We start from the raw sequence: 18,555 nt of genomic DNA on the forward strand, positions 1-18,555 counted from the left end.
GGGGCAGTTTTATGGGAATGAAAGTCGGAATTATCGGCTGCGGCTCGATTACGAAGATGCGCCATGCACCTGAATATCAAGCAAATCCGTTTGTAGAAGAAATCATTTTTTACGACCGCAATATTGAACGTGCAGAAATTTTGGCTGCTCAATTTTCAGGGCGGGTTGCAAAGACGGTTGAAGAATTGTTCGAAGATCCGGAAATCCAAGCCATCAGTGATTGCTCATCGAATGAGCACCATCATCTTTTTTCAACAAAAGCTTTATTAAGCGGCAAACACGTCCTTTGTGAAAAACCGATCTCATTAACTGTTGAAAATGCGGCAGAAATTCTTGCAGCCCAACAGATGTCCGGAAAAAAATTGATGATTGACCATAACCAGCGATTTACTCAAGCCCATAAAAAAGCCAGGGAGATTATCGCTTCCGGGGATTATGGGAAAGTGCTGACTTTCCGGACGACTTTTGGCCATGCAGGGCCGGAAACTTGGGGCATCAATAAAACCAATTCGACCTGGTTTTTTAAGAAAGAGCGCTCCGGTTTAGGAGTAGGCGGTGATTTGGGCATCCATAAAATCGACTTGCTGCATTTTCTTTTGGATGATGAAATTGAACAGGTGAGCGCCTTTCAAGGATCTTTGCATAAAATCAATGAGAATGGACATGTAATTGAAGTTGCTGATAATATTGTCTGCAGTTTAAAAACAGCCAAAGGATGTTTAGGGACGGCTTCATTTTCGTGGACCCATTACGGAGAAGAAGACAATAGCACCATTATCTATTGTGAAGGAGGCATTATTAAAATTTATAGCGACGATGAATACCAACTGGAAATTTTGGCAAAAGACCATACGAAAATAAGGTACCAGCTAGAAGACATGCAAACCAATGAGAAACAGACGAATTCCGGGGTCATTGACGCGTTTATCGAAAGCATACGCCTTGACCAAAAGCCGCCTGTCACTGGCCAAGATGCTTTAAATGCCCTTAAAGTGATTTTAGCAATCGCAGAAGCAGCAGAAACACAAAAAGTGGTAATCATTGAAAAAGAGTCTCTCCAATTTTTATAGGAGAGACTCTTTTTTTGCAGGTATTCCGTATAACATCCAGGGAGAAGAAAGCGTGAAAGAGTGATTTTTAGGAAGTGAATGGGCTGCTTGTTTCGTTAAATCCATCCAAACAAAGCATTCTCCCTCTGCTTCTTCTGCTAGTTTCCGGTAATCAGCTGAAATGGTTTCCCATAAACCGGGCTGTTCCATAATATCGTCCCACGGGTAAATGGCCTGCAGGAAATCATGTTTTTTAAAGTCTTTTTTCGTAATAAGGATTCGTGTCCTTTCTTCATTTTCATAGAACCCCCATTGCGCAAGCTCTTCGTCTGTAAAAAGGTCACGAGTTGCCGGGAAAGGATAATAGCATTCATACGGAAATACAGCACCGGTCTCAATATAAAGGCGCTCCACCCAGGATTTTTTAAGGGAAAGTTCTTTTATTTCCGTCCAAATTCCGTTGTTGTTTTCAAGCATGGATAGATCTTGGGCTGTAGCTCCGTAATCAGCTGAATAAACAGTTAAACCGAGCTTTTCCAAGACGCGGCGAGCCGGGAGATTTTCTTCTTGTGTATTTGCTCCGACCCATCGGATTGTTTCATCATTTTTCGCTATGTTGAGTACGTATTTTGTTAATTGTGTCGCTAAGTCTTTTCCGCGGTAGCGCACATCGCTGCGGATCCGCCCAATCATCGCATGGCTTTTGCCGAAAAGCGTGTAGCCGCAAACGCTTGCCAGATGCTCTCCTATAAATAAACCATATAGATGGTTCTGCCCTGCTACAAGCCGTTCGAAGATCCGCACCACATAATCATCTTCAATTCCGGTTTCCATCGCTTTTAAGTAAGGATAATCTTCTAGCTTCAAAGGCCGGATCACCTGTTCCATTCTGTTCCACTCCCTGTTTAATTGATGCTTTTATTATAAACAATAGAGGGCAGACTTTCTTGTGAAAAGAAAATCCGGAAATTACAGGGGAGAAGACCTTATGATTTTTTAATGGAATAAGGCGTTATGGTATATAGTTCTTTAGGATTGCTCATTGAGATTTTATATAAATCCTTAAAAACTGCTTCTGAAATTGCGTAACGGAATATTTGATCGGGCAGTTCTTTCAATTTTTCCGGGGCATCTTCATATTTCAATTCATCAATATCAACCCAAAACGTATCTGTTTTGCTATATGTATGCAGCAAGTCAGAATAAGTTGTTTCACGGGAAAGGCGGCAAAAGAGAGTGATGGTAGGAGAATCGTCTTCATCATTAAAATCCTTGGACTTTAAAAAGTAGTAATGGACAGCTTCTTGGACGATTATTTGTTTTTGGGGCATATTATTTGAACTCCTTTTCATTTGAATTCGATGAAGACCCGTGAAAAAGCAACAAATGATATAGAGGATGGTAAGCATAAAATACTATGAAATGTTTTCTTTTATAGTTTATATGGTTCATAAATAATTAGTCAAGTGTAAATACTCACAAAATTCTAAAAATAAAAATAACTAAAAGGCCTACCAATTATTCAAAAGAAGGCACCGCGCAAAAAAATGCACTTCCTTCAAGAGGAAGCGCATGTGAAATGAGATCTATTTATTTCATTCAAAAATTAAAAAACCTTAAGCAACCAAATATTCTTTCAATGCTTGTTGGAGTGTTCCGAGCGTTTTCGTTTTTTGATCGAATTTTAAATCGAGGTTAATCATTTTTCGGACGACTTCAGCCCGCAGGCCAGTTATTACTGATCTGCAGCCCATCATAGCTGTCCCGTCAATAATCTTCATCAAATGGTGGATGACTTCGACTTCCATGTCTGCAATTCCCGACATATCGATGATCAAGGTCTGGATGCGGGAACGTCCGATTTCTGTAAGGACTTTTTCTTCTAAAATATTGGTGCGGAAAAAGTCAATGGTTCCAATAAGCGGCAAGATGCAAACTGAAGAGTTGATCGGGATGATCGGAACTGAAAGGTTTTCAACTAATTGCCGGTGGGCAAGAATCAAGGAATCTTTGTATGTAGAGTAATTGATGAAAAATGTATTTAAAAATGAATCAAGCCCTGTATTGACGGCTTTTTCTAACTGAAAGAAATCTGACGCCAGTTCTTTGTCTGTTTCTTCATCGAATTTCTCGATAAACGTCCAAAGTGTTCTGCGGATAGCCTGGATCCATTCGAGTTTAAAGGCAAGGTCGATAGAATGGGTGGCCCAGGCGATGCCTTCTTGTTTTGCGAATAGACGCAGATCTTCTTCTTGCCCATCGACGATATAGCCGACCAGTTTGTGAGCATTCGTAATTAAATCTATATTTCCGATAGTAAGTATTTCATTAATTTTGTCTTTTACATTTACTGCTTCTGAAAGAAGTTTATTTTCAAATTCGGATTTATAACCCTGGAAAAATTCTTTTAGTTCAACTGAATTTTGCAACGTATCTGCCATTTAAATTTCTCCTTTAATTTTGATGTACAACATTTACCTGTACCTCAAGGTGTATGTCTTTAAACCTAATAAGTTAAAAAAAGTGAAAAATGAGTCCAAAATCAAGAAAATATTGAATTTTGTATAACTAAATTTCTGTTGAATAATTATATTAGCACACGGCCAAAAGAAATAAATAGGTATTTTTACTTTAATTTAATTTATGGAGAATTCAAAAAATTTGTATGAAATTTCCGATTATTTGTCTTCTTCTATTATTTGGATTTCAAATTAATCCTTGTTATACTAATTTTATCAAAAAAACATTATAAAAAGGAGAGGTAATATGGCTGCATTCTTTAAAAGAAATAAAGTAGTTTATCCACTGAGCGTTTTGGTGCTGGCCTTTGTTTTGGTTTTTTCGGCTTTTTCAAGTGAAGTTCAAGCAGCTTCGAAGTTTAAAGACGTCTCTGAAAATTATTGGGCTTACCCAGCGATAAAGGAGTTAACTGATGAACAAATCATTCTTGGCTATACAGATGGAACATTTAAACCGCATGCTGCGGTTACGCGAGCTCAAAGTGCCATGTTTATAGTCCGTGCACTTGATATTCCAACAACAGAGTATGCAAATCCTGGATTTTCTGATGTTTCTACAAAAACTTCCGGTTATGCAGAAATTGCAGCTTTAGTGGATATGGGTGTGTTAAGCAAGGCGAAGAAGTTCAATCCATCTGAACCGGCGACGCGCGGCCAAATGGCTAAAATGCTGGCCCTTGCTTTTGAATTGAAAGGAACCAGCAATAAAACAAATAACTTTAAAGATGTGTCCGTTAACAATTCCTTCTATCCTTTTATCAATGCATTGGTAGCTAATGGGGTTACAGAAGGGACAGCTATTGATCGTTTTGGAACATACGATAACGTGACGCGTGTTCAAATGGCGGTATTTATCAAAAAAATACTGGATTTAAACGAAGCTCCTCCAGCTAATGGGTTGCCGGGGGTTCCAACTGTTTCAGCAGCCAACGAAAAAATTATGGATGAAATTGTTGTGTTGATCAATAAAGAAAGAGCAAAGGTCGGTGCTAAAGCTTTGAAAGTTCATGAAGGCGTGGAAGACATTGCACTGATTAAATCGAAAGATATGGTCGACAATAATTATTTTGCGCATGAGTCTCCAACTTTAGGGTTGTATTCCGATTTGCTGAAGAAAGCGGGAATCTCTTACCGGGCTGCGGGAGAAAACTTAGTGGCAGGCTATACGACTGCAGAAAGTGCTGTGGATGCTTGGATGAGTAGCCCGGGCCATAAGAAAAATCTTTTGAACCCCGTTTATACGCATACAGGTGTCGGTACCTATACAGGTGGCTCTTATCGTATGTACCATACACAAATCTTTATCACACAATAAAAGTAGAAGCGAATGCGATCGCTTTTACGGCAAAAAATCGCCGCCAAATTATTTTGGGGCGATTTTTTGTGTTACTATTCCGGCAATTTATTTGGAATTAAACGGCCGATGTTTTATGATGAGGGAGAAGAAAGAAATCCGGATGTGGCCAAAGGAAATCCTTTATAGCGATAAAAGGAGTGGTGAAGATGGCTGGTAGAAACGATGGTGAAGAAAAAAAGCCATTTATTGGGGCAGGCGTTGCGTTAGGTGTAGCAATTGGAGCAGCTCTTGGGCAATTATTTGGAAATTTGGCAGTGGGCGTCGGTGTGGGTATTGCTGTGGGGGTAGCTATCGGTGCTGCAGTTGAACAAAAGCGCATTCAATAATAATAGCCGCTCTATTAAAATGTGACAGATGAGTCCCGTGGTCTAAGCGGTAGGTAAAATTACAGTCTAATATCCTGGAATTGATTGACTATTTTGATTTTAAGATTTATAATGCGGGTAGAAAGCAATAAGCTGGGTAATGAACATCACGTTTTATCGAACAGTCCTGTAGGGTCTCGGAATAAAACGTATATATTTTTTTATTTTACAAAAACGTTTTCGTAAAAAATGATACCGCTTACATAAAGGGGGCATCTCGATGCTGGATTATTCAAGGGGAGAAGGGGAACTTGAGAATTGGATAATTTCTGAAACCGGGTTCTCTGAAAGTGAATTAGGCAAGTGCGAGGCAATCATGTCTTTGGGCAATGGGTATATGGGACTTCGGTCATCAACGGAAGAACCGTATTTGCAGGAGCAAAGAAATTTTTTTATAAATGGAACTTTCAATCGCTCAGAGCAAAATGAAGTAACAGAATTGCCGAATCTTGCGGACATCGTTCGACTGGATATCCGGGTGGATGGAGAACGTTTTAGTTTAGAAGTGGGAAAGACAAGCGATTATGTTAGGCAATTAAATTTAAAGGCGGCGGAATTAAGCCGATCCTTCGTTTGGATTTCCCCGAAAGGCAAAACTTTATCCTTCAAATTTAGGCGGTTTGTTTCATTGGAACATCATCATCTAATTGCCTTTAAAATGGAAGTGAAAAGTTTATCAGGGGATGTTCAGTTCGCCTTTGATTCCGGCATCAATGCCCAAATGACGAATTCGGGATCCCAGCATTTTCTTGAAGGGGAACGGCGCGTTTTCGATAACCGTTTTCTTCAGTTAACACAAACGACCAACGAATCCGGGATCGATGTAATCCATCAAGCGACTCATCGAGTGAATTGGAACGGCAAAGAAATCGACATTGAACCTGAGATGGACATGGAACGCCGGAGGGTCTGGCTGAACTATGCATTCGATTTGCAGGAACAAGACGTCTTGACGATTGAAAAATTGGCAACAGTACATACAAGCCGCGATAAAGAAAACTTACGTGGCGGCTATGAATTAACAAAAATGCAAAATGGCGCAATGGAAGAATTAAAACAGTTTGCTTTAAAAGGATATGAAAAGCTGTTCGAATTGCATCAGCAAGCTTGGCAAGAAAAAGTTTGGAATTTATATGGCTTTAAAGTGGATAGTGAAAAGGGCATTGACGAATTAGCCATCCGTTTTGCAATCTATCACTTGACGATTATGGCCCCTGCACACGATGAGCGAATGGGGATTGCGGCAAAAGCGTTAAGTGGCGAAGGATACAAAGGCCATGCTTTTTGGGATACCGAAATCTTTATTTTGCCTTTTTTCATCTTCTCCAACCCCGAAATAGCCAAGTCGCTTTTGGTTTATCGGTATCTCGGATTAGAAGGAGCCCGGAAAAAAGCGGCTGTACATGGTTATAAAGGGGCAATGTACCCGTGGGAAATGGCCTGGCCAGAAGACGGGGAAGTGACCCCGGAATGGGGAGATATTGATGTCGTCACAGGCAAACAATCAAAAATATGGTCCGGTTTGATTGAACACCATATTTCTGCAGACATCGCTTTTGCAGTTTACCAGTATGAACAGGCGACCGGAGACCAGGAATTTATGGATGCCTACGGCTACGAAATGGTTTTCGATACTGCAACATTTTGGACAAGCCGCTTGGAATGGAGCCGCCTAAAAGAGCGCTACGAAATAAACGATGTAATCGGGCCGGATGAGTATAAAGAACATGTCAATAATAATGCGTTTACCAACCATATGGCGCATTTCAACTTGAAATTGGCGATTCGCTATTACGTGGAGTCTAAAGAATCCAATCCGGAATTATTCAAAAAGCTATCGGAGAAGTTGGATTTGGAAGTGGCCTATAGTGAATGGCAAGAAAAAGCGGATAAGGTATATTTGCCAGAGCCGCGAAAAGAAGATTTAGTCATTCCACAGGACGATGCATATTTTGGGCTCGAGCAAATCGATTTATCGAAGTATAGGAACCAGGCGAAGGTCAGGACCATCTACCGCGATTATAATTCGGAGCAAATCAATGAGCTTCAAGTAACCAAACAAGCGGATGTCCTCGTTTTGCTGTATTTGTTGGAGCAACTTTCCATTAGTGGAATCCGGCAATTCCCTGAAGAAATCAAAAAAGCGAATTTTGATTTTTATGAGCCAAGAACTTTGCACGATTCTTCTCTTAGCACCGCCACCCATGCCATTTTAGCCAATGATATAGGCTACAGCAATCTCGCTTATTCCTTATTCCAGAAAAGCATCGAAATCGATTTGGGTGAGCGGATGGACACGTCCAACGATGGAATCCATGCTGCTGCGATCGGCGGCCTTTGGAAAACAGCCGTATTTGGCTTTGCAGGGATTCGCATCAGGCAAGGGCAATTGAGCATCAATCCTAAAATTCCTCGCAATTGGCGTTTTATGGAATTCAATATATTGTGGCAAGGGCAGATTCTTCACTTGGCCATTGGAAAAGATTTGTTTACGGTAACCGTAGAAGGGCCGGGGAAAGTCGCTTTTGAAGCATTCGGTCAGATGTTCGAATGTGAAAATAGTATCCAGATTCCAGTACAAGCTAATTTAAATCGGTAGTTATAAAATGATCCATCATTTTATTTACTATAGTAATCCAAACTTTTAGAAGGGGGAGTTTACATTGACAAACCAGAAAAAAGTATTGCGTACACTTTTTTTGGCGATGGTCATGCTGGTTTTAGCAGCGTGCAGCGGAGGAGGGGACGATGACGGCGGAAGCTCAGAAGATTCAGGCGGAGACTCGTCAGGGGAAAAAATCACAATTTTCCAAAGTAAAGTTGAAATTTCTGATCAGTTGGAAGCATTGGCCCAGGAATACACGGATGAAACAGGCGTAGAAGTAGAGGTCTTAGGAACAACCGGAGACGATTATTTCCAACAGCTTCAAATCCGGATGAACAGCAACCAAGGGCCCTCTATTTTCAGTATCCAAAATATTACAGAAGCGGAACGGTTGGAATCTTATCTTTATGATTTAAGTTCAGAAGAATACGTAGCCGATATTGCACCTGATATGGAATTGAAAGTGGGCGACAAAGTTGTGGGCGTTCCTTATGGTGTAGAAGGATTCGGTTTGATTTACAACAAAGATCTGGTCAAGCCGGAAGATGTACAAGATTATGAGTCATTTGCCAGCACACTTGAGAAATTCAAAGGCGAGGACATTACAGGCCTTGGCTTAGCGCAAGACGCTTATTTCTTGATTGGGCATATGAGCAACTATCCATTTTCTGTGCAGGAAGATCCATATGCATTCATTGAGCAGTTGAATGCAGGAGAAGTAACAATGGCTGAAACACCGGAATTCCAGGAATTCGGTAAGTTTATGGAAACGATCAAAGAAAATACACCAACGCCTCTAAGCGTAACGTATGACCAGCAAATCGGGGACTTTGCTTCAGGCAAATCAGCCATGATCCATCAAGGAAACTGGGCCTGGGGAATGCTGTCTGAATTCGATATGGATTTCGAAGTCGGCATGCTGCCGTTCCCGCTTGATGGCAACGATAAGCTTGCAGTCGGCGTCGGCAGCAACTGGGCTGTCAACGGTGAAAAAGATGAAGCTGAAATCCAGGCTGCCAATGATTTCTTGAATTGGATGTTTACGAGTGATACAGGCCAACGCTATATTGTTGAAGAATTTGGCTTTGTCCCAGCGATGACGAACATTGAAGCGGGAGATCTTGATCCATTATCGCAAGCGGTATTGGAAGCTAGTAACAGCGGGGAAACAATTCCATGGTCGCAAGGTGCATATCCTGCAAACATCGTACCAAACGACTTGACGCCAGTCGCTCAACAATTCTTTACAGATGATATGTCCGGTGAAGAATTCATTGAAGCGATGGATGCGGCATGGCAAGGCGCACAGTAAATAGGCATTGAATAGCTGGGCACGCCTCTTCGGCGTGTCCACTATTCCTTATTTTCCTCTTTATATTCCAGAGATTAGAAAGAAGGGAAAGACGTGGCAAATAAAAACAAAAGAAAATGGTTCGTCTTGTTCGTCGTGCCGTTGCTATTTATTTTTACGACCGTAGTCATCATTCCTTTTATTATCGGCATCTATTATGCCTTCTTCGAGTGGGATGGAATTGCAGCCAATCCGATGGAGTTTGTGGGATTGGACAACTTCGGGAAATTGTTTGACGATGATCAATTCTTACGGTCAGCTTGGCTGACTACGCTCTTTACAGTTTTGTCGGTCATCACCATCAATGCGGTAGGCCTCGCATTTGCGTTGCTGGTTACGTCAAAGATCCGGACAGCGAACGCAGCGAGAACTCTTTTATTTATGCCTTATTTAATCGGCGGGTTGATTCTCGGGTATATTTGGCAGTTCGTGTTCCTGGACGTTTTTGAGTTTCTGGGGGAATTGACCGGACTGACAGATGTTTTCTTCAACTGGCTGATTGATCCTGAATTTGCTTTATATGCGCTTGTGTTTGTCTTTACGTGGCAGATGGCAGGCTATGTCATGATTGTCTATATTGCAGGAATCCAGGCGATTCCAAATGATGTAGTAGAAGCAGCTAAAATCGATGGGGCCACTCCTTGGCAGCGCTTTATGCGGATTACATTGCCGCTTTTGATGCCCGCCCTGACGATCAGCTTGTTCTTAACTTTATCATCCGCTTTTAAAATCTATGACGTCAACCTTTCGCTGACAGGCGGGGGGCCGGCAAATGCTACCGAATTGTTCGCGATGAATATTTACAACGAAATTTTCGGCAGCGGCAATTATGGATTTGGTCAGGCAAAAGCCATTATTTTCTTTGTCATTGTAGCTGCGATTACGTTAACACAAGTTTATTTGACGAAGAAACGTGAGGTGGAGATGTAATGAAGCAAGCTTCCGGATGGGTTAAATCTATTTTATTGATCTTGTTGGCGCTGTTTTTCCTTTCTCCGATTTACATCATCTTCGTCAACTCATTTAAAGACCGGCAGGAGCTGTATGAAAATGCTTTGTCTTTGCCTGAGAATTTCAGTTTTCAATATTATATAGAAGCGATGGAAAAGATGAATTTCATGAGCGCGTTGTTGAATTCGCTTTATGTCACGATCGTTTCCGTCATCTTCATTGTTATTTTGTCTTCCATGACTGCCTGGATGCTCGTGCGCACAAACAATAAATTAAGCACATTTATCTTTATGGCTTTTATTGCAACGATGCTCATTCCATTCCAGACCTTAATGATGCCGCTGATGCAATTTATCAGTACCATCACTCAGGACTTGAATATCCCGATGTACAACACGCATGAAGGGTTAATCTATATGAACATCGGATTCCATTCGGCATTATCGGTATTTCTCTATCATGGCTTTATCAAATCAATCCCCATTACGCTGGAGGAAGCTGCGACGATTGATGGCGCCTCAAAATTCGGTGTGTTTTGGCGCATCATTTTTCCAATGCTGAAACCGATTACGGCAACGGTCATGATTTTGAATGTCATCAGCATCTGGAATGACTTCCTCTTGCCGTCCTTGACCTTGATCGATAAAGACCTGCGGACGATTCCATTATCGACATTCTACTTCTTTGGTGAATTTACGATTCAATGGAATTTAGCTATGGCTGGATTGACTTTGACTATCATTCCGGTCATCATTTTCTACGCTTTGGCGCAAAAGCACATTATCAAGGGGATTGGCGAAGGGGCCGTGAAATAATACGCTGAAAAGGAGGGATAGAAATGCGTGATTTCAATGGATTTACTGGAATTTTATATGCAGCAGCCGAATGGATCATGCGCTTTTCAGTGGTGAATATTTTGTGGTTTCTGTTCAATCTGCCAGTATTATTGATCATTTCCAGTATTTATTTAAATGGTTTTGAGGCAGGATTCGTCTGGTATTTGTTGCCGCTCCTGCTGTTCATTCCGCTATTGTCTGTACCAAGCACGATTGCCGTCTTTTCGATGGTGCGCGATTGGATAATGCAGACAGGGCAGAGTTCACTTGTGAAATCGTATTTTTCTTATCTGAAAAAAGGCTACCGGAAAAGCCTTATCGCTGGAGTTATTCTGCAGTGCTTTTGGGCCGTTTGGATAATTGATTTTTATTTTTTCAAAGCAGAGAGCAGTTTGCTGGAAATTGTGTTTATCGTCATCGGAGTAGGGTTGTTTGTTTACACCATCAATTTCTTTTCGTTGGCTGCACATTATCAGATGCGTATCCGTGACATCATGAAAAACGCTTTTTTCATTACGGTCGGCAATCCTTTAATGAGCGGATTCATCGTGATTTGCAACTTGTCGCTCCTCTATACAGGAATGACTGAATTGCTGTTTTTATTCCCATTTTTCATCTGCAGCTTAAGCGCTTATCTCTCTTTCCTTGCTTTTTACCGGTTTAGCCTTAAAGTCCAAACGAAAGCACAGCTCGATAAAACAGGGAATCTTTTGCAAAAGAGTGGCTGAAAACAGCTTTAGAAGATGATTACTAGAAACGATTGGGATGTGAGAAAATCATTGACGACCATTAAAGATGTGGCAAAAAAAGCGGGCGTTTCGATCAGTGTGGTTTCCAAAACCTTTAATAATTATGCAGATGTCAGTGAAGAAACTCGCCAGCGCATACTAGAGATAGCCAAAGAGCTGGATTATTCGCCTAATATTGTCGCGAAGAATTTATCGTCGAAAAAACAGCTGACGTTCGGGCTGATTTCTTCAGGTGTTTTGAACAATAACGAAAAAGACAATAATGCCTTTGATATTTTTAAAGGCGTGTATAAAGCTGTTTCTGAGAGTCCTTATGAATTATCGATTTACTTGATCGATTCACTTAGCCAGAAACAGCAGAGCTATCTCCAATATTGCCGGGAACGGAATATTGGAGGGGCGATTCTGCAAGGAATCCGGACGGATGATCCCTATTATAAAGAATTGATCAATACCAATATCCCATGTGTTGTGCTTGATATCATGACCGAAACTGAAAATGGATTAATCGGAAGTGTATCGATTAATAATGCACAAGCGGGCCGGGATATAGCGGGCCATCTATTAAAGAATGGCCACCGCGATATCGTAGTCGTAAGCGTGGACACGCGAAACCTACGTCAACAGCGAAAGGTTAAAAGGCGTTCAGCAGGCTTACCGGGAATCCGGTTTAGCATTAGAAGAAAACCACATCGTCTATGCGGATTTTTCTGAACAAGAAGCTTTCAATGCAGCGAAAACACGGCTGGAATCGAAGATGCCTAAGCCTACTGCCTTTCTCTGTTTCAGCGATCTGATGGCATTCGGTGTGATGAAAGCGATTGCGGAAGCCGGGTTTTCGGTACCGGAGGACATTTCAGTGACAGGCTTTGATGATTTGGTTTTCAGCAGCTACACGCAGCCGGCATTGACAACCATTCAGCAAGATTTCGTTGAAATTGGCAGCAAGTCGGCAAAGTTGCTGCAAGAGTTGAAGGAAGGAAAGCAAAAAGGCCAGCATCTGTATGTAGCGCATCAATTAGCCGATCGGAAAAGCGTAAGAAAGCTGAATTGACTCGCCGACTTCTAGCGACTAACAGATAGAAAGGACAGGATGGCATGACATTTTATCCGAAAGCTTTTATCTATGATCTTGACGGTGTCATTACAGATACCGCAGAATATCATTTTCTTGCTTGGCAAAAGATTGCAGAAGAACTAGGCATTCAAATCGACCGGAAATTCAATGAACGGTTGAAAGGGATAGGGAGGATGGAATCGCTTTATTTAATTCTTTCGCTTGATCCTTCTACGTCTAATTTATCTGCTGAAGAAAAAGAGAAACTGGCGCTAAAGAAAAATGAGTATTATTTAGAGATGATTGAAAGGATGGGGCCAAAAGACATTTTGCCTGGCATTAAAGAATTATTGCAAGCCAATAAGCAGCATGGAATTTTAACTGCCCTTGGCTCAGCAAGCAAAAATGCAAAACATGTCCTGGATCTGCTCGGCTTAACGGCTGAATTCGACTATATTGTGGATGCGTCCAAAGTGAAAAAAGGAAAACCGGATCCTGAAACGTTCACGGCTGCAGCAGATGCCTTAAACGTGCCTTACGGTGAATGCATCGGAATTGAAGATTCGGCAGCCGGACTAGAAGCAATCAATGGAGCCAATATGTTTTCGGTGGCGGTAGGGGATCAAGCGCATCTTCCGAATGCCGACTATTTGGTCGCAGCCACAAATGAATTGAAGTTCGAGAAAATCATTGAGCAATACAATCAAAAGAAGGCATTGCATTAATTTGTTCGATGTCTTTTTAATGAGTTGCTGCAGAGGGAAGCAATTGAGGAGTGAAACGTGATGGTTTGGAAACTGACAAAGACTGAAGTGGATAATCATAATCTTCTGCTTGATGAAAGCATCTTGTCTCTAGGAAATGGTTATTTGGGGGTGAGAGGAAATTTTGAGGAAGGATATCCGGATGCATTCAGCTCGATTCGAGGGACCTACATCAATGCATTTCATGATGAAACGGAAATCACATATGGGGAAAAATTATATGGATATCCGGTCATGCAGCAAAAAATCCTGAATGTCATCGATTCGCAAGGCATTGAGATTTACTTGGATGATGAAAGGTTCTCTGTTTTTGAAGGTGAATTGCTTCATTTTGAACGGAATTTGCATATGGATAAAGGATTTGCTGAACGGATTATCCATTGGAAGTCGCCGAAAGGAAAAGAAGTGAAGCTCCATTTCAAACGCATCGTTTCTTTTATTACCCGTGAATTATTTGCGCAGGAAGTGACAATCGAAGCTATCCGGGGCATTCAGGAAGTGAAAATCGTTTCAAGTGTGGAAGGAGAAGTCTCCAACTTTGTGGATCTCAATGATCCGAGAGTTGCATCCGGACATGCGAAGCGGCTTCATGTTATCGAAGTGCGAAGAGAACCTGAGTACAGTGTCATCAGGAATCTGACTTACGTTACAGAACTGGAAGTGGCTTGCATCAGTTCTTCCCGTATTCAAGCTGGCGATTACCACTATACTCAATCTGTCGGAGAATCGAGAATTGAAGAAGTGTATACTTGTGTTTCTTCGAAGGAACCGGTCCGATTTACCAAATACAATATTTATACCGACTCGCTGCGGCATGGAGATGAGTTGATCGAGGTGGCGCTTCCTTTGCACGAAAAAGTGAAGCTTCAGGAATTCGACGAATTGATAGCGGAACAAAACGAATACATGGCCCGTTTTTGGAAGAATTCCGATGTGATTATTGAGGGAGACGAAAAACTTCAAGAAGGCATTCGCTTTAACCTCTACCAGCTCCTTCAATCGGTCGGGAAAGATCCATACAGCAATATTGCGGCAAAAGGGCTTTCTGGAGAGGGCTATGAAGGGCATTATTTCTGGGATACGGAAATCTTCATGTTCCCGGTATTTTTGATGACCAATCCGGAAATCGCGAAAAATTTATTGCTGCACCGCTATTCGATTTTAGACAGCGCACGGGCGAGAGCGAAAGTGATGGGCCATGAAAAAGGGGCGCTGTTTCCTTGGCGGACGATTAACGGACCGGAAAGTTCAGCTTTCTTTCCAGCCGGCACGGCTCAATATCATATAAGTGCGGATATTGCCTATAGTTACATCCAATATTACCTCGTGACAAAAGACGAGGATTTCCTGCAGGAATACATGGCTGAAATGTTGTTTGAAACAGCCCGGTTATGGGTGGATACCGGACATTTCCACAACAATCAATTTAAAATCGATAGTGTGACGGGGCCAGACGAATATACATGTGTCGTCAACAATAACTATTATACAAATAAGATGGCTCAGCATAATCTCTTATGGGCTGAAAAAGTCTATCAGCTATTGAAAGAAAAAGCGCCTTCACGATTTGAGGAGTTGGCAGAGCAGCTCGAAGTGACGGAAGCGGAAGCAGAACAATGGCGGGAAGCTGGAGAAAGAATGTATCTTCCTTATCACGAAGAACTGAAAATCCATGCACAGGATGATAGCTTTTTACAGAAATCGAGATGGGATCTGGAGAATACCCCGGCTGATAAATTCCCGCTCCTGCTCCATTATCATCCATTGACGCTTTATCGCTATCAAGTGTGTAAACAAGCGGATACGGTCCTTGCCCATTTCTTATTGGAAGACGATGTCGATGAAGAGACACTTAAGAATTCATACGATTATTACGAAGAAATTACGACGCATGATTCTTCTCTTTCTTATAGTGTTTTCAGCATCATGGCTTCTAAACTCGGCTACCGGAGAAAAGCGTATGATTATTTTCAGGAAACCGCCAGATTGGATTTAGACAATACTCATGGCAATACAAAAGATGGTTTGCACATGGCGAATATGGGTGGAACATGGCTAGCGATCGTTTATGGATTTGCTGGACTTCGTGTGAAAGAAACAGGGCTCCATTTAAATCCGTCGCTTCCTGACCAGTGGCAGTCGTTTAATTTTCATTTCCACTATTTGGGGCGTCTGATCAACATCCACATTGAAAAAGATGCCGTTTCTTATGAGCTGTTGGAAGGCGAGGATTTGAGCATTTGGCATCGCAGGGAAGCGATAACATTAAAACAAAACCGCCAACTTCAAGTAACATGATGTGAAAATGAAAAAGAAATCGACTGATACTATTGAGATAGAAAATTTTATAAAAATGCTTAAAACCGGAAATAATCATTTCCGGTTTTTTAATTTTTATGAAATAATTTACAATAACTTTAACTTATTTTAAAATGAGTACTATTGACCGTAGCCAACTTGAAGTTTCATTCCTATAATCATGATAAGAATTTGAGTCGTAAAAGAAAGGTGGGTCGAAAAACTTAGTTTATTTAATCATTATTTCCTGCATTTTGATTTATTTTTCATGGTTCAAGACTTTAATGAAATATAAATTATCAAAAAGTCAAAAAAATATCTTTTGAAATATAGCGTTAAAAAGTTATCAAATATATAATAAAGCTATGAGTAACCTAGAACAGGAGAACTGCTGTGGATGTATTGAAAGATTTTGGCAAACGTATAAAAGAGCTTCGTATAAATGCCGGGATGACACAAGAAGCGTTAGCCATACGAGCTGAATTGGACCGTTCCTATGTTGGGGCTATTGAAAGAGGAGAGAAGAATGTTTCCTTAGTCAATATCGAAAAATTGGCAAATGCAATGGGGATTGATTTGTTTTATCTTTTTGAGGATGAGCGTTTTGCTACACGTCTAGCGTTAGTGAAAAAAGAGCTTAAAAAGCCGCTGGATTCGAGATTTACCTGTCTCGTAAGTTTGGAACATCATTTTATTTGGCTGCGAATTACTGGGCCTCTAAGTAAAAATGACGTTGAACTTATCTCCAAAAACATTAAAAGCCAAACTTTGCTGTTAACTAAAGGCGAGATTAGGATGCTAATCGACAATCGGTCTATGGTAAAGGAAGGGCAATCATTTGTTTTCACGCCAGAAGCCTACGACGTTTGGGAAGACCTCCAAATCTGGCTGCTGCCTTACCTCAAGAAGGTTGCGGTTCTTTGCAATTCGAAATTCATGAAAAATCAGCTGGAACGCATGGCCAATAGGAGCGGCGTGTCCAATATTTCAACACGCATTTATAACGAAGATCTTGAAACGGGAGACAAAGAAGCTTTCTCTTTTCTTGACATAACAGAAAATCAATTAGCTCAAATAAGAAGCAACAGCATGAAAACGTAAAGATTCAATCGGCTTATACAACTTTGAAAATTACATATGCCATTATCTGAAAGGCTGATAATCTCAATTTCATAGTGAAAAAGGAGATGTGTATATATGACTTGTCATCAATCCGTAAGCGCAGAAACCGTAAGATTTCTATTCACGCGTGTTAAAGATACGCATGAGGAAGACAATATTAAATACATTACCTTATTTGCTCGGTTAACGATGAAAAATGCCTATAAGTCAAAAAGTGTATGGGTAGAAATTGATGAAGTGAAATGGGATCAAGCATCTCAAAAGTTAAAGGAAATGCCCGATGCGATGCACTTTTACACAGTAGAAGAGCCTATCTTTAAAGAGTTGTACCAGATTTCGAAAGAGCGATATGAAGAGCTTTATTTTTTGACTCCTTTTTATAAAGCAAGTGAAATGAAAAGACTCGGCTGATTCATTTGGCCAAGCCCTGTTCGCCTGTCGATGGCGAGCAGGGCTTTTAATTTGGTTATCTGTTGAAATTTCCCTTACCATAAGAAAGAGAAGGTGTAAAAAGGAGGCGGGATGATGGAATACGCAATTGGTGTAGATATTGGCGGAACGAAAATAGCGGTTGCAGTGGTTGGCCAGTCTGGTGAAATTGCGAGTAAAATAGCTTTTCCAATGGACCATGCGAAATCGCCTGATCAAGTGATTGACGAAATTATCCAAGCCATTAAGCATGTTGTCGAAGGACAAATTAGGAAGGAACAAAATATTTTAGGGATTGGTGTAGGTGCGCCTGGACCTCTTGATGCGTGGACGGGTGTTATCCACCGCCCTCCGAATTTGCCGTCTTGGATCGATGTACCGATTAAGGGGAAGTTAGCGGCGGCTTTTGCTGTTCCGGTCTTGATCGAAAACGATGCGAATGCAGCTGCTCTTGCTGAAAAATGGATCGGAGCTGGAAAAGGAAGTGAGAATTTCACTTATTTGACGATAAGCACTGGAATAGGGGCCGGCATCATTGCCAACGGCCAATTACTTAGCGGAAGCCGCGGCAATGCCGGTGAAATCGGCCATACGGTGATCGACCCCGGCTACGGACGCTGTTCTTGCGGTCAGATTGGCTGTTTGGATTTGATTGCCTCCGGCCGTGCGATTGCAAAAAACGGCTCGGAAATCATGGGAGAAGAGCTGTCGACAAAAGCAGTATTCGATTTATACGGCAAAGGACATAAAGGATTGGATGAATACATAGATCATGTCTTTTGGGCATTAGGGGCCAGCAGTGTTTCCTTAGTGAATATTCTCGATACAGAAAAGATCATTGTCGGAGGAGGCGTTTCCCAAATTGGGGAGCCTTTGTTTCAACGGATGGAAGCTTATATAAGAATTCATGCGCTGAATCCGGCTGGGAGAAGCACAAAAGTAGTGCCTGCAGAGCTAAATGAACATGCAGGTGTTATCGGAGCAGCAGCGCTCTGCTTTTCTTCTCTTGTATTGGAAACGAATAAGTAAGCGGGATTTGCCAGTTTTGTTTTAGAAGAAAAAGAATAGGCAATAGAAAAATAGAAGCTTAAGTTAATGGAAAG

Annotated in this window: 17 protein-coding genes and 1 pseudogene; 15 read left to right on the plus strand and 3 right to left on the minus strand. The window is 41.4% G+C overall.

All coding sequences use genetic code 11. The annotated features are described in order from the left end of the window. Positions 1–11: 11 nt before the first annotated feature. Positions 12–1,070, plus strand: a complete 1,059-nt coding sequence (locus L0M13_RS04540) for a Gfo/Idh/MocA family protein (RefSeq protein ID WP_235198529.1) — start codon at positions 12–14, stop codon at positions 1,068–1,070. Here the strand turns inward: L0M13_RS04540 and L0M13_RS04545 are convergent. The 3 genes from L0M13_RS04545 to L0M13_RS04555 form a co-directional block, all read right to left on the minus strand. After that, positions 1,065–1,937 (minus strand): GNAT family N-acetyltransferase, encoded by an 873-nt coding sequence (locus L0M13_RS04545; protein ID WP_235198530.1) that lies wholly within the window; start codon positions 1,935–1,937, stop codon positions 1,065–1,067. The genes L0M13_RS04540 and L0M13_RS04545 overlap by 6 nt on opposite strands. A gap of 98 nt (positions 1,938–2,035) precedes the next feature. Beyond that, positions 2,036–2,380, minus strand: a complete 345-nt coding sequence (locus L0M13_RS04550; protein ID WP_235198531.1) for a hypothetical protein — start codon at positions 2,378–2,380, stop codon at positions 2,036–2,038. A 285-nt stretch (positions 2,381–2,665) separates the two neighbouring features. Beyond that, positions 2,666–3,490: an STAS domain-containing protein gene (locus tag L0M13_RS04555; RefSeq protein ID WP_235198532.1), complete on the minus strand. Its 825-nt coding sequence runs from the start codon at positions 3,488–3,490 to the stop codon at positions 2,666–2,668. A 325-nt stretch (positions 3,491–3,815) separates the two neighbouring features. Between L0M13_RS04555 and L0M13_RS04560 the strand changes: the two genes are divergently transcribed. The 14 genes and pseudogenes from L0M13_RS04560 to L0M13_RS04625 all read left to right on the plus strand — a co-directional run bounded on the left by L0M13_RS04560 (position 3,816) and on the right by L0M13_RS04625 (position 18,481). Then, a complete protein-coding gene (locus tag L0M13_RS04560; protein WP_235198533.1) occupies positions 3,816–4,883 on the plus strand; it encodes an S-layer homology domain-containing protein in 1,068 nt (355 codons plus the stop codon). 188 nt (positions 4,884–5,071) lie between these two features. Beyond that, entirely contained in the window at positions 5,072–5,251 is a 180-nt protein-coding gene (locus L0M13_RS04565) for a glycine zipper domain-containing protein (RefSeq protein WP_235198534.1), read from the plus strand. 259 nt (positions 5,252–5,510) lie between these two features. Then, positions 5,511–7,889, plus strand: a complete 2,379-nt coding sequence (locus L0M13_RS04570; protein WP_235198535.1) for a glycoside hydrolase family 65 protein — start codon at positions 5,511–5,513, stop codon at positions 7,887–7,889. A gap of 64 nt (positions 7,890–7,953) precedes the next feature. Beyond that, positions 7,954–9,207 carry a sugar ABC transporter substrate-binding protein gene (locus L0M13_RS04575; protein WP_235198536.1) on the plus strand — a complete coding sequence of 418 codons (1,254 nt, stop codon included), beginning with the start codon at positions 7,954–7,956 and terminating at the stop codon, positions 9,205–9,207. 93 nt (positions 9,208–9,300) lie between these two features. Next, positions 9,301–10,176 (plus strand): carbohydrate ABC transporter permease, encoded by an 876-nt coding sequence (locus L0M13_RS04580; RefSeq protein ID WP_235198537.1) that lies wholly within the window; start codon positions 9,301–9,303, stop codon positions 10,174–10,176. Beyond that, positions 10,176–11,012, plus strand: coding sequence for a carbohydrate ABC transporter permease (locus L0M13_RS04585; RefSeq protein WP_235198538.1), 837 nt, complete (start codon positions 10,176–10,178; stop codon positions 11,010–11,012). The genes L0M13_RS04580 and L0M13_RS04585 overlap by 1 nt, the downstream gene beginning before the upstream one ends. Positions 11,013–11,035: 23 nt before the next feature. Beyond that, on the plus strand, positions 11,036–11,761 hold the full coding sequence (locus L0M13_RS04590) for a YesL family protein (RefSeq protein WP_235198539.1): 726 nt from the start codon (positions 11,036–11,038) through the stop codon (positions 11,759–11,761). A gap of 15 nt (positions 11,762–11,776) precedes the next feature. After that, a complete protein-coding gene (locus L0M13_RS04595) occupies positions 11,777–12,496 on the plus strand; it encodes a LacI family DNA-binding transcriptional regulator (RefSeq protein ID WP_235198540.1) in 720 nt (239 codons plus the stop codon). Then, positions 12,456–12,836, plus strand: a pseudogene (locus tag L0M13_RS04600) (substrate-binding domain-containing protein); the annotation flags it as partial. The gene L0M13_RS04595 and the pseudogene L0M13_RS04600, both read left to right, overlap by 41 nt. Positions 12,837–12,880: 44 nt before the next feature. Further along, on the plus strand, positions 12,881–13,564 hold the full coding sequence (gene pgmB, locus L0M13_RS04605) for a beta-phosphoglucomutase (protein ID WP_235198541.1): 684 nt from the start codon (positions 12,881–12,883) through the stop codon (positions 13,562–13,564). Positions 13,565–13,624: 60 nt separating this feature from the next. Next, the gene (locus L0M13_RS04610) at positions 13,625–15,901 is read left to right on the plus strand and encodes a glycoside hydrolase family 65 protein (protein WP_235198542.1); all 2,277 of its coding nucleotides are present in this window, start codon (positions 13,625–13,627) and stop codon (positions 15,899–15,901) included. Between the two features lie 393 nt (positions 15,902–16,294). After that, positions 16,295–17,002 carry a helix-turn-helix domain-containing protein gene (locus L0M13_RS04615; RefSeq protein WP_235198543.1) on the plus strand — a complete coding sequence of 236 codons (708 nt, stop codon included), beginning with the start codon at positions 16,295–16,297 and terminating at the stop codon, positions 17,000–17,002. Positions 17,003–17,098: 96 nt separating this feature from the next. Next, positions 17,099–17,434 carry a hypothetical protein gene (locus tag L0M13_RS04620; protein ID WP_235198544.1) on the plus strand — a complete coding sequence of 112 codons (336 nt, stop codon included), beginning with the start codon at positions 17,099–17,101 and terminating at the stop codon, positions 17,432–17,434. A gap of 114 nt (positions 17,435–17,548) precedes the next feature. Then, complete coding sequence (locus L0M13_RS04625; RefSeq protein WP_235198545.1) at positions 17,549–18,481, plus strand: ROK family protein; 933 nt, start codon at positions 17,549–17,551, stop codon at positions 18,479–18,481. Positions 18,482–18,555 lie beyond the last annotated feature (74 nt).

Origin of the sequence: Planococcus sp. 107-1, assembly GCF_021513255.1 — a bacterium.
Classification (GTDB): domain Bacteria; phylum Bacillota; class Bacilli; order Bacillales_A; family Planococcaceae; genus Planococcus.

What these genes read in the sequence shown, in the direction of transcription:
- L0M13_RS04540 (WP_235198529.1), top strand. Translation starts at nt 12, where the DNA reads ATGGGAATGAAAGTCGGAATTATCGGCTGCGGCTCGATTACGAAGATG.
- L0M13_RS04545 (WP_235198530.1), bottom strand. Translation starts at nt 1,937, where the DNA reads ATGGAACAGGTGATCCGGCCTTTGAAGCTAGAAGATTATCCTTACTTA.
- L0M13_RS04550 (WP_235198531.1), bottom strand. Translation starts at nt 2,380, where the DNA reads ATGCCCCAAAAACAAATAATCGTCCAAGAAGCTGTCCATTACTACTTT.
- L0M13_RS04555 (WP_235198532.1), bottom strand. Translation starts at nt 3,490, where the DNA reads ATGGCAGATACGTTGCAAAATTCAGTTGAACTAAAAGAATTTTTCCAG.
- L0M13_RS04560 (WP_235198533.1), top strand. Translation starts at nt 3,816, where the DNA reads ATGGCTGCATTCTTTAAAAGAAATAAAGTAGTTTATCCACTGAGCGTT.
- L0M13_RS04565 (WP_235198534.1), top strand. Translation starts at nt 5,072, where the DNA reads ATGGCTGGTAGAAACGATGGTGAAGAAAAAAAGCCATTTATTGGGGCA.
- L0M13_RS04570 (WP_235198535.1), top strand. Translation starts at nt 5,511, where the DNA reads ATGCTGGATTATTCAAGGGGAGAAGGGGAACTTGAGAATTGGATAATT.
- L0M13_RS04585 (WP_235198538.1), top strand. Translation starts at nt 10,176, where the DNA reads ATGAAGCAAGCTTCCGGATGGGTTAAATCTATTTTATTGATCTTGTTG.
- L0M13_RS04590 (WP_235198539.1), top strand. Translation starts at nt 11,036, where the DNA reads ATGCGTGATTTCAATGGATTTACTGGAATTTTATATGCAGCAGCCGAA.
- L0M13_RS04595 (WP_235198540.1), top strand. Translation starts at nt 11,777, where the DNA reads ATGATTACTAGAAACGATTGGGATGTGAGAAAATCATTGACGACCATT.
- pgmB (WP_235198541.1), top strand. Translation starts at nt 12,881, where the DNA reads ATGACATTTTATCCGAAAGCTTTTATCTATGATCTTGACGGTGTCATT.
- L0M13_RS04610 (WP_235198542.1), top strand. Translation starts at nt 13,625, where the DNA reads ATGGTTTGGAAACTGACAAAGACTGAAGTGGATAATCATAATCTTCTG.
- L0M13_RS04620 (WP_235198544.1), top strand. Translation starts at nt 17,099, where the DNA reads ATGACTTGTCATCAATCCGTAAGCGCAGAAACCGTAAGATTTCTATTC.
- L0M13_RS04625 (WP_235198545.1), top strand. Translation starts at nt 17,549, where the DNA reads ATGGAATACGCAATTGGTGTAGATATTGGCGGAACGAAAATAGCGGTT.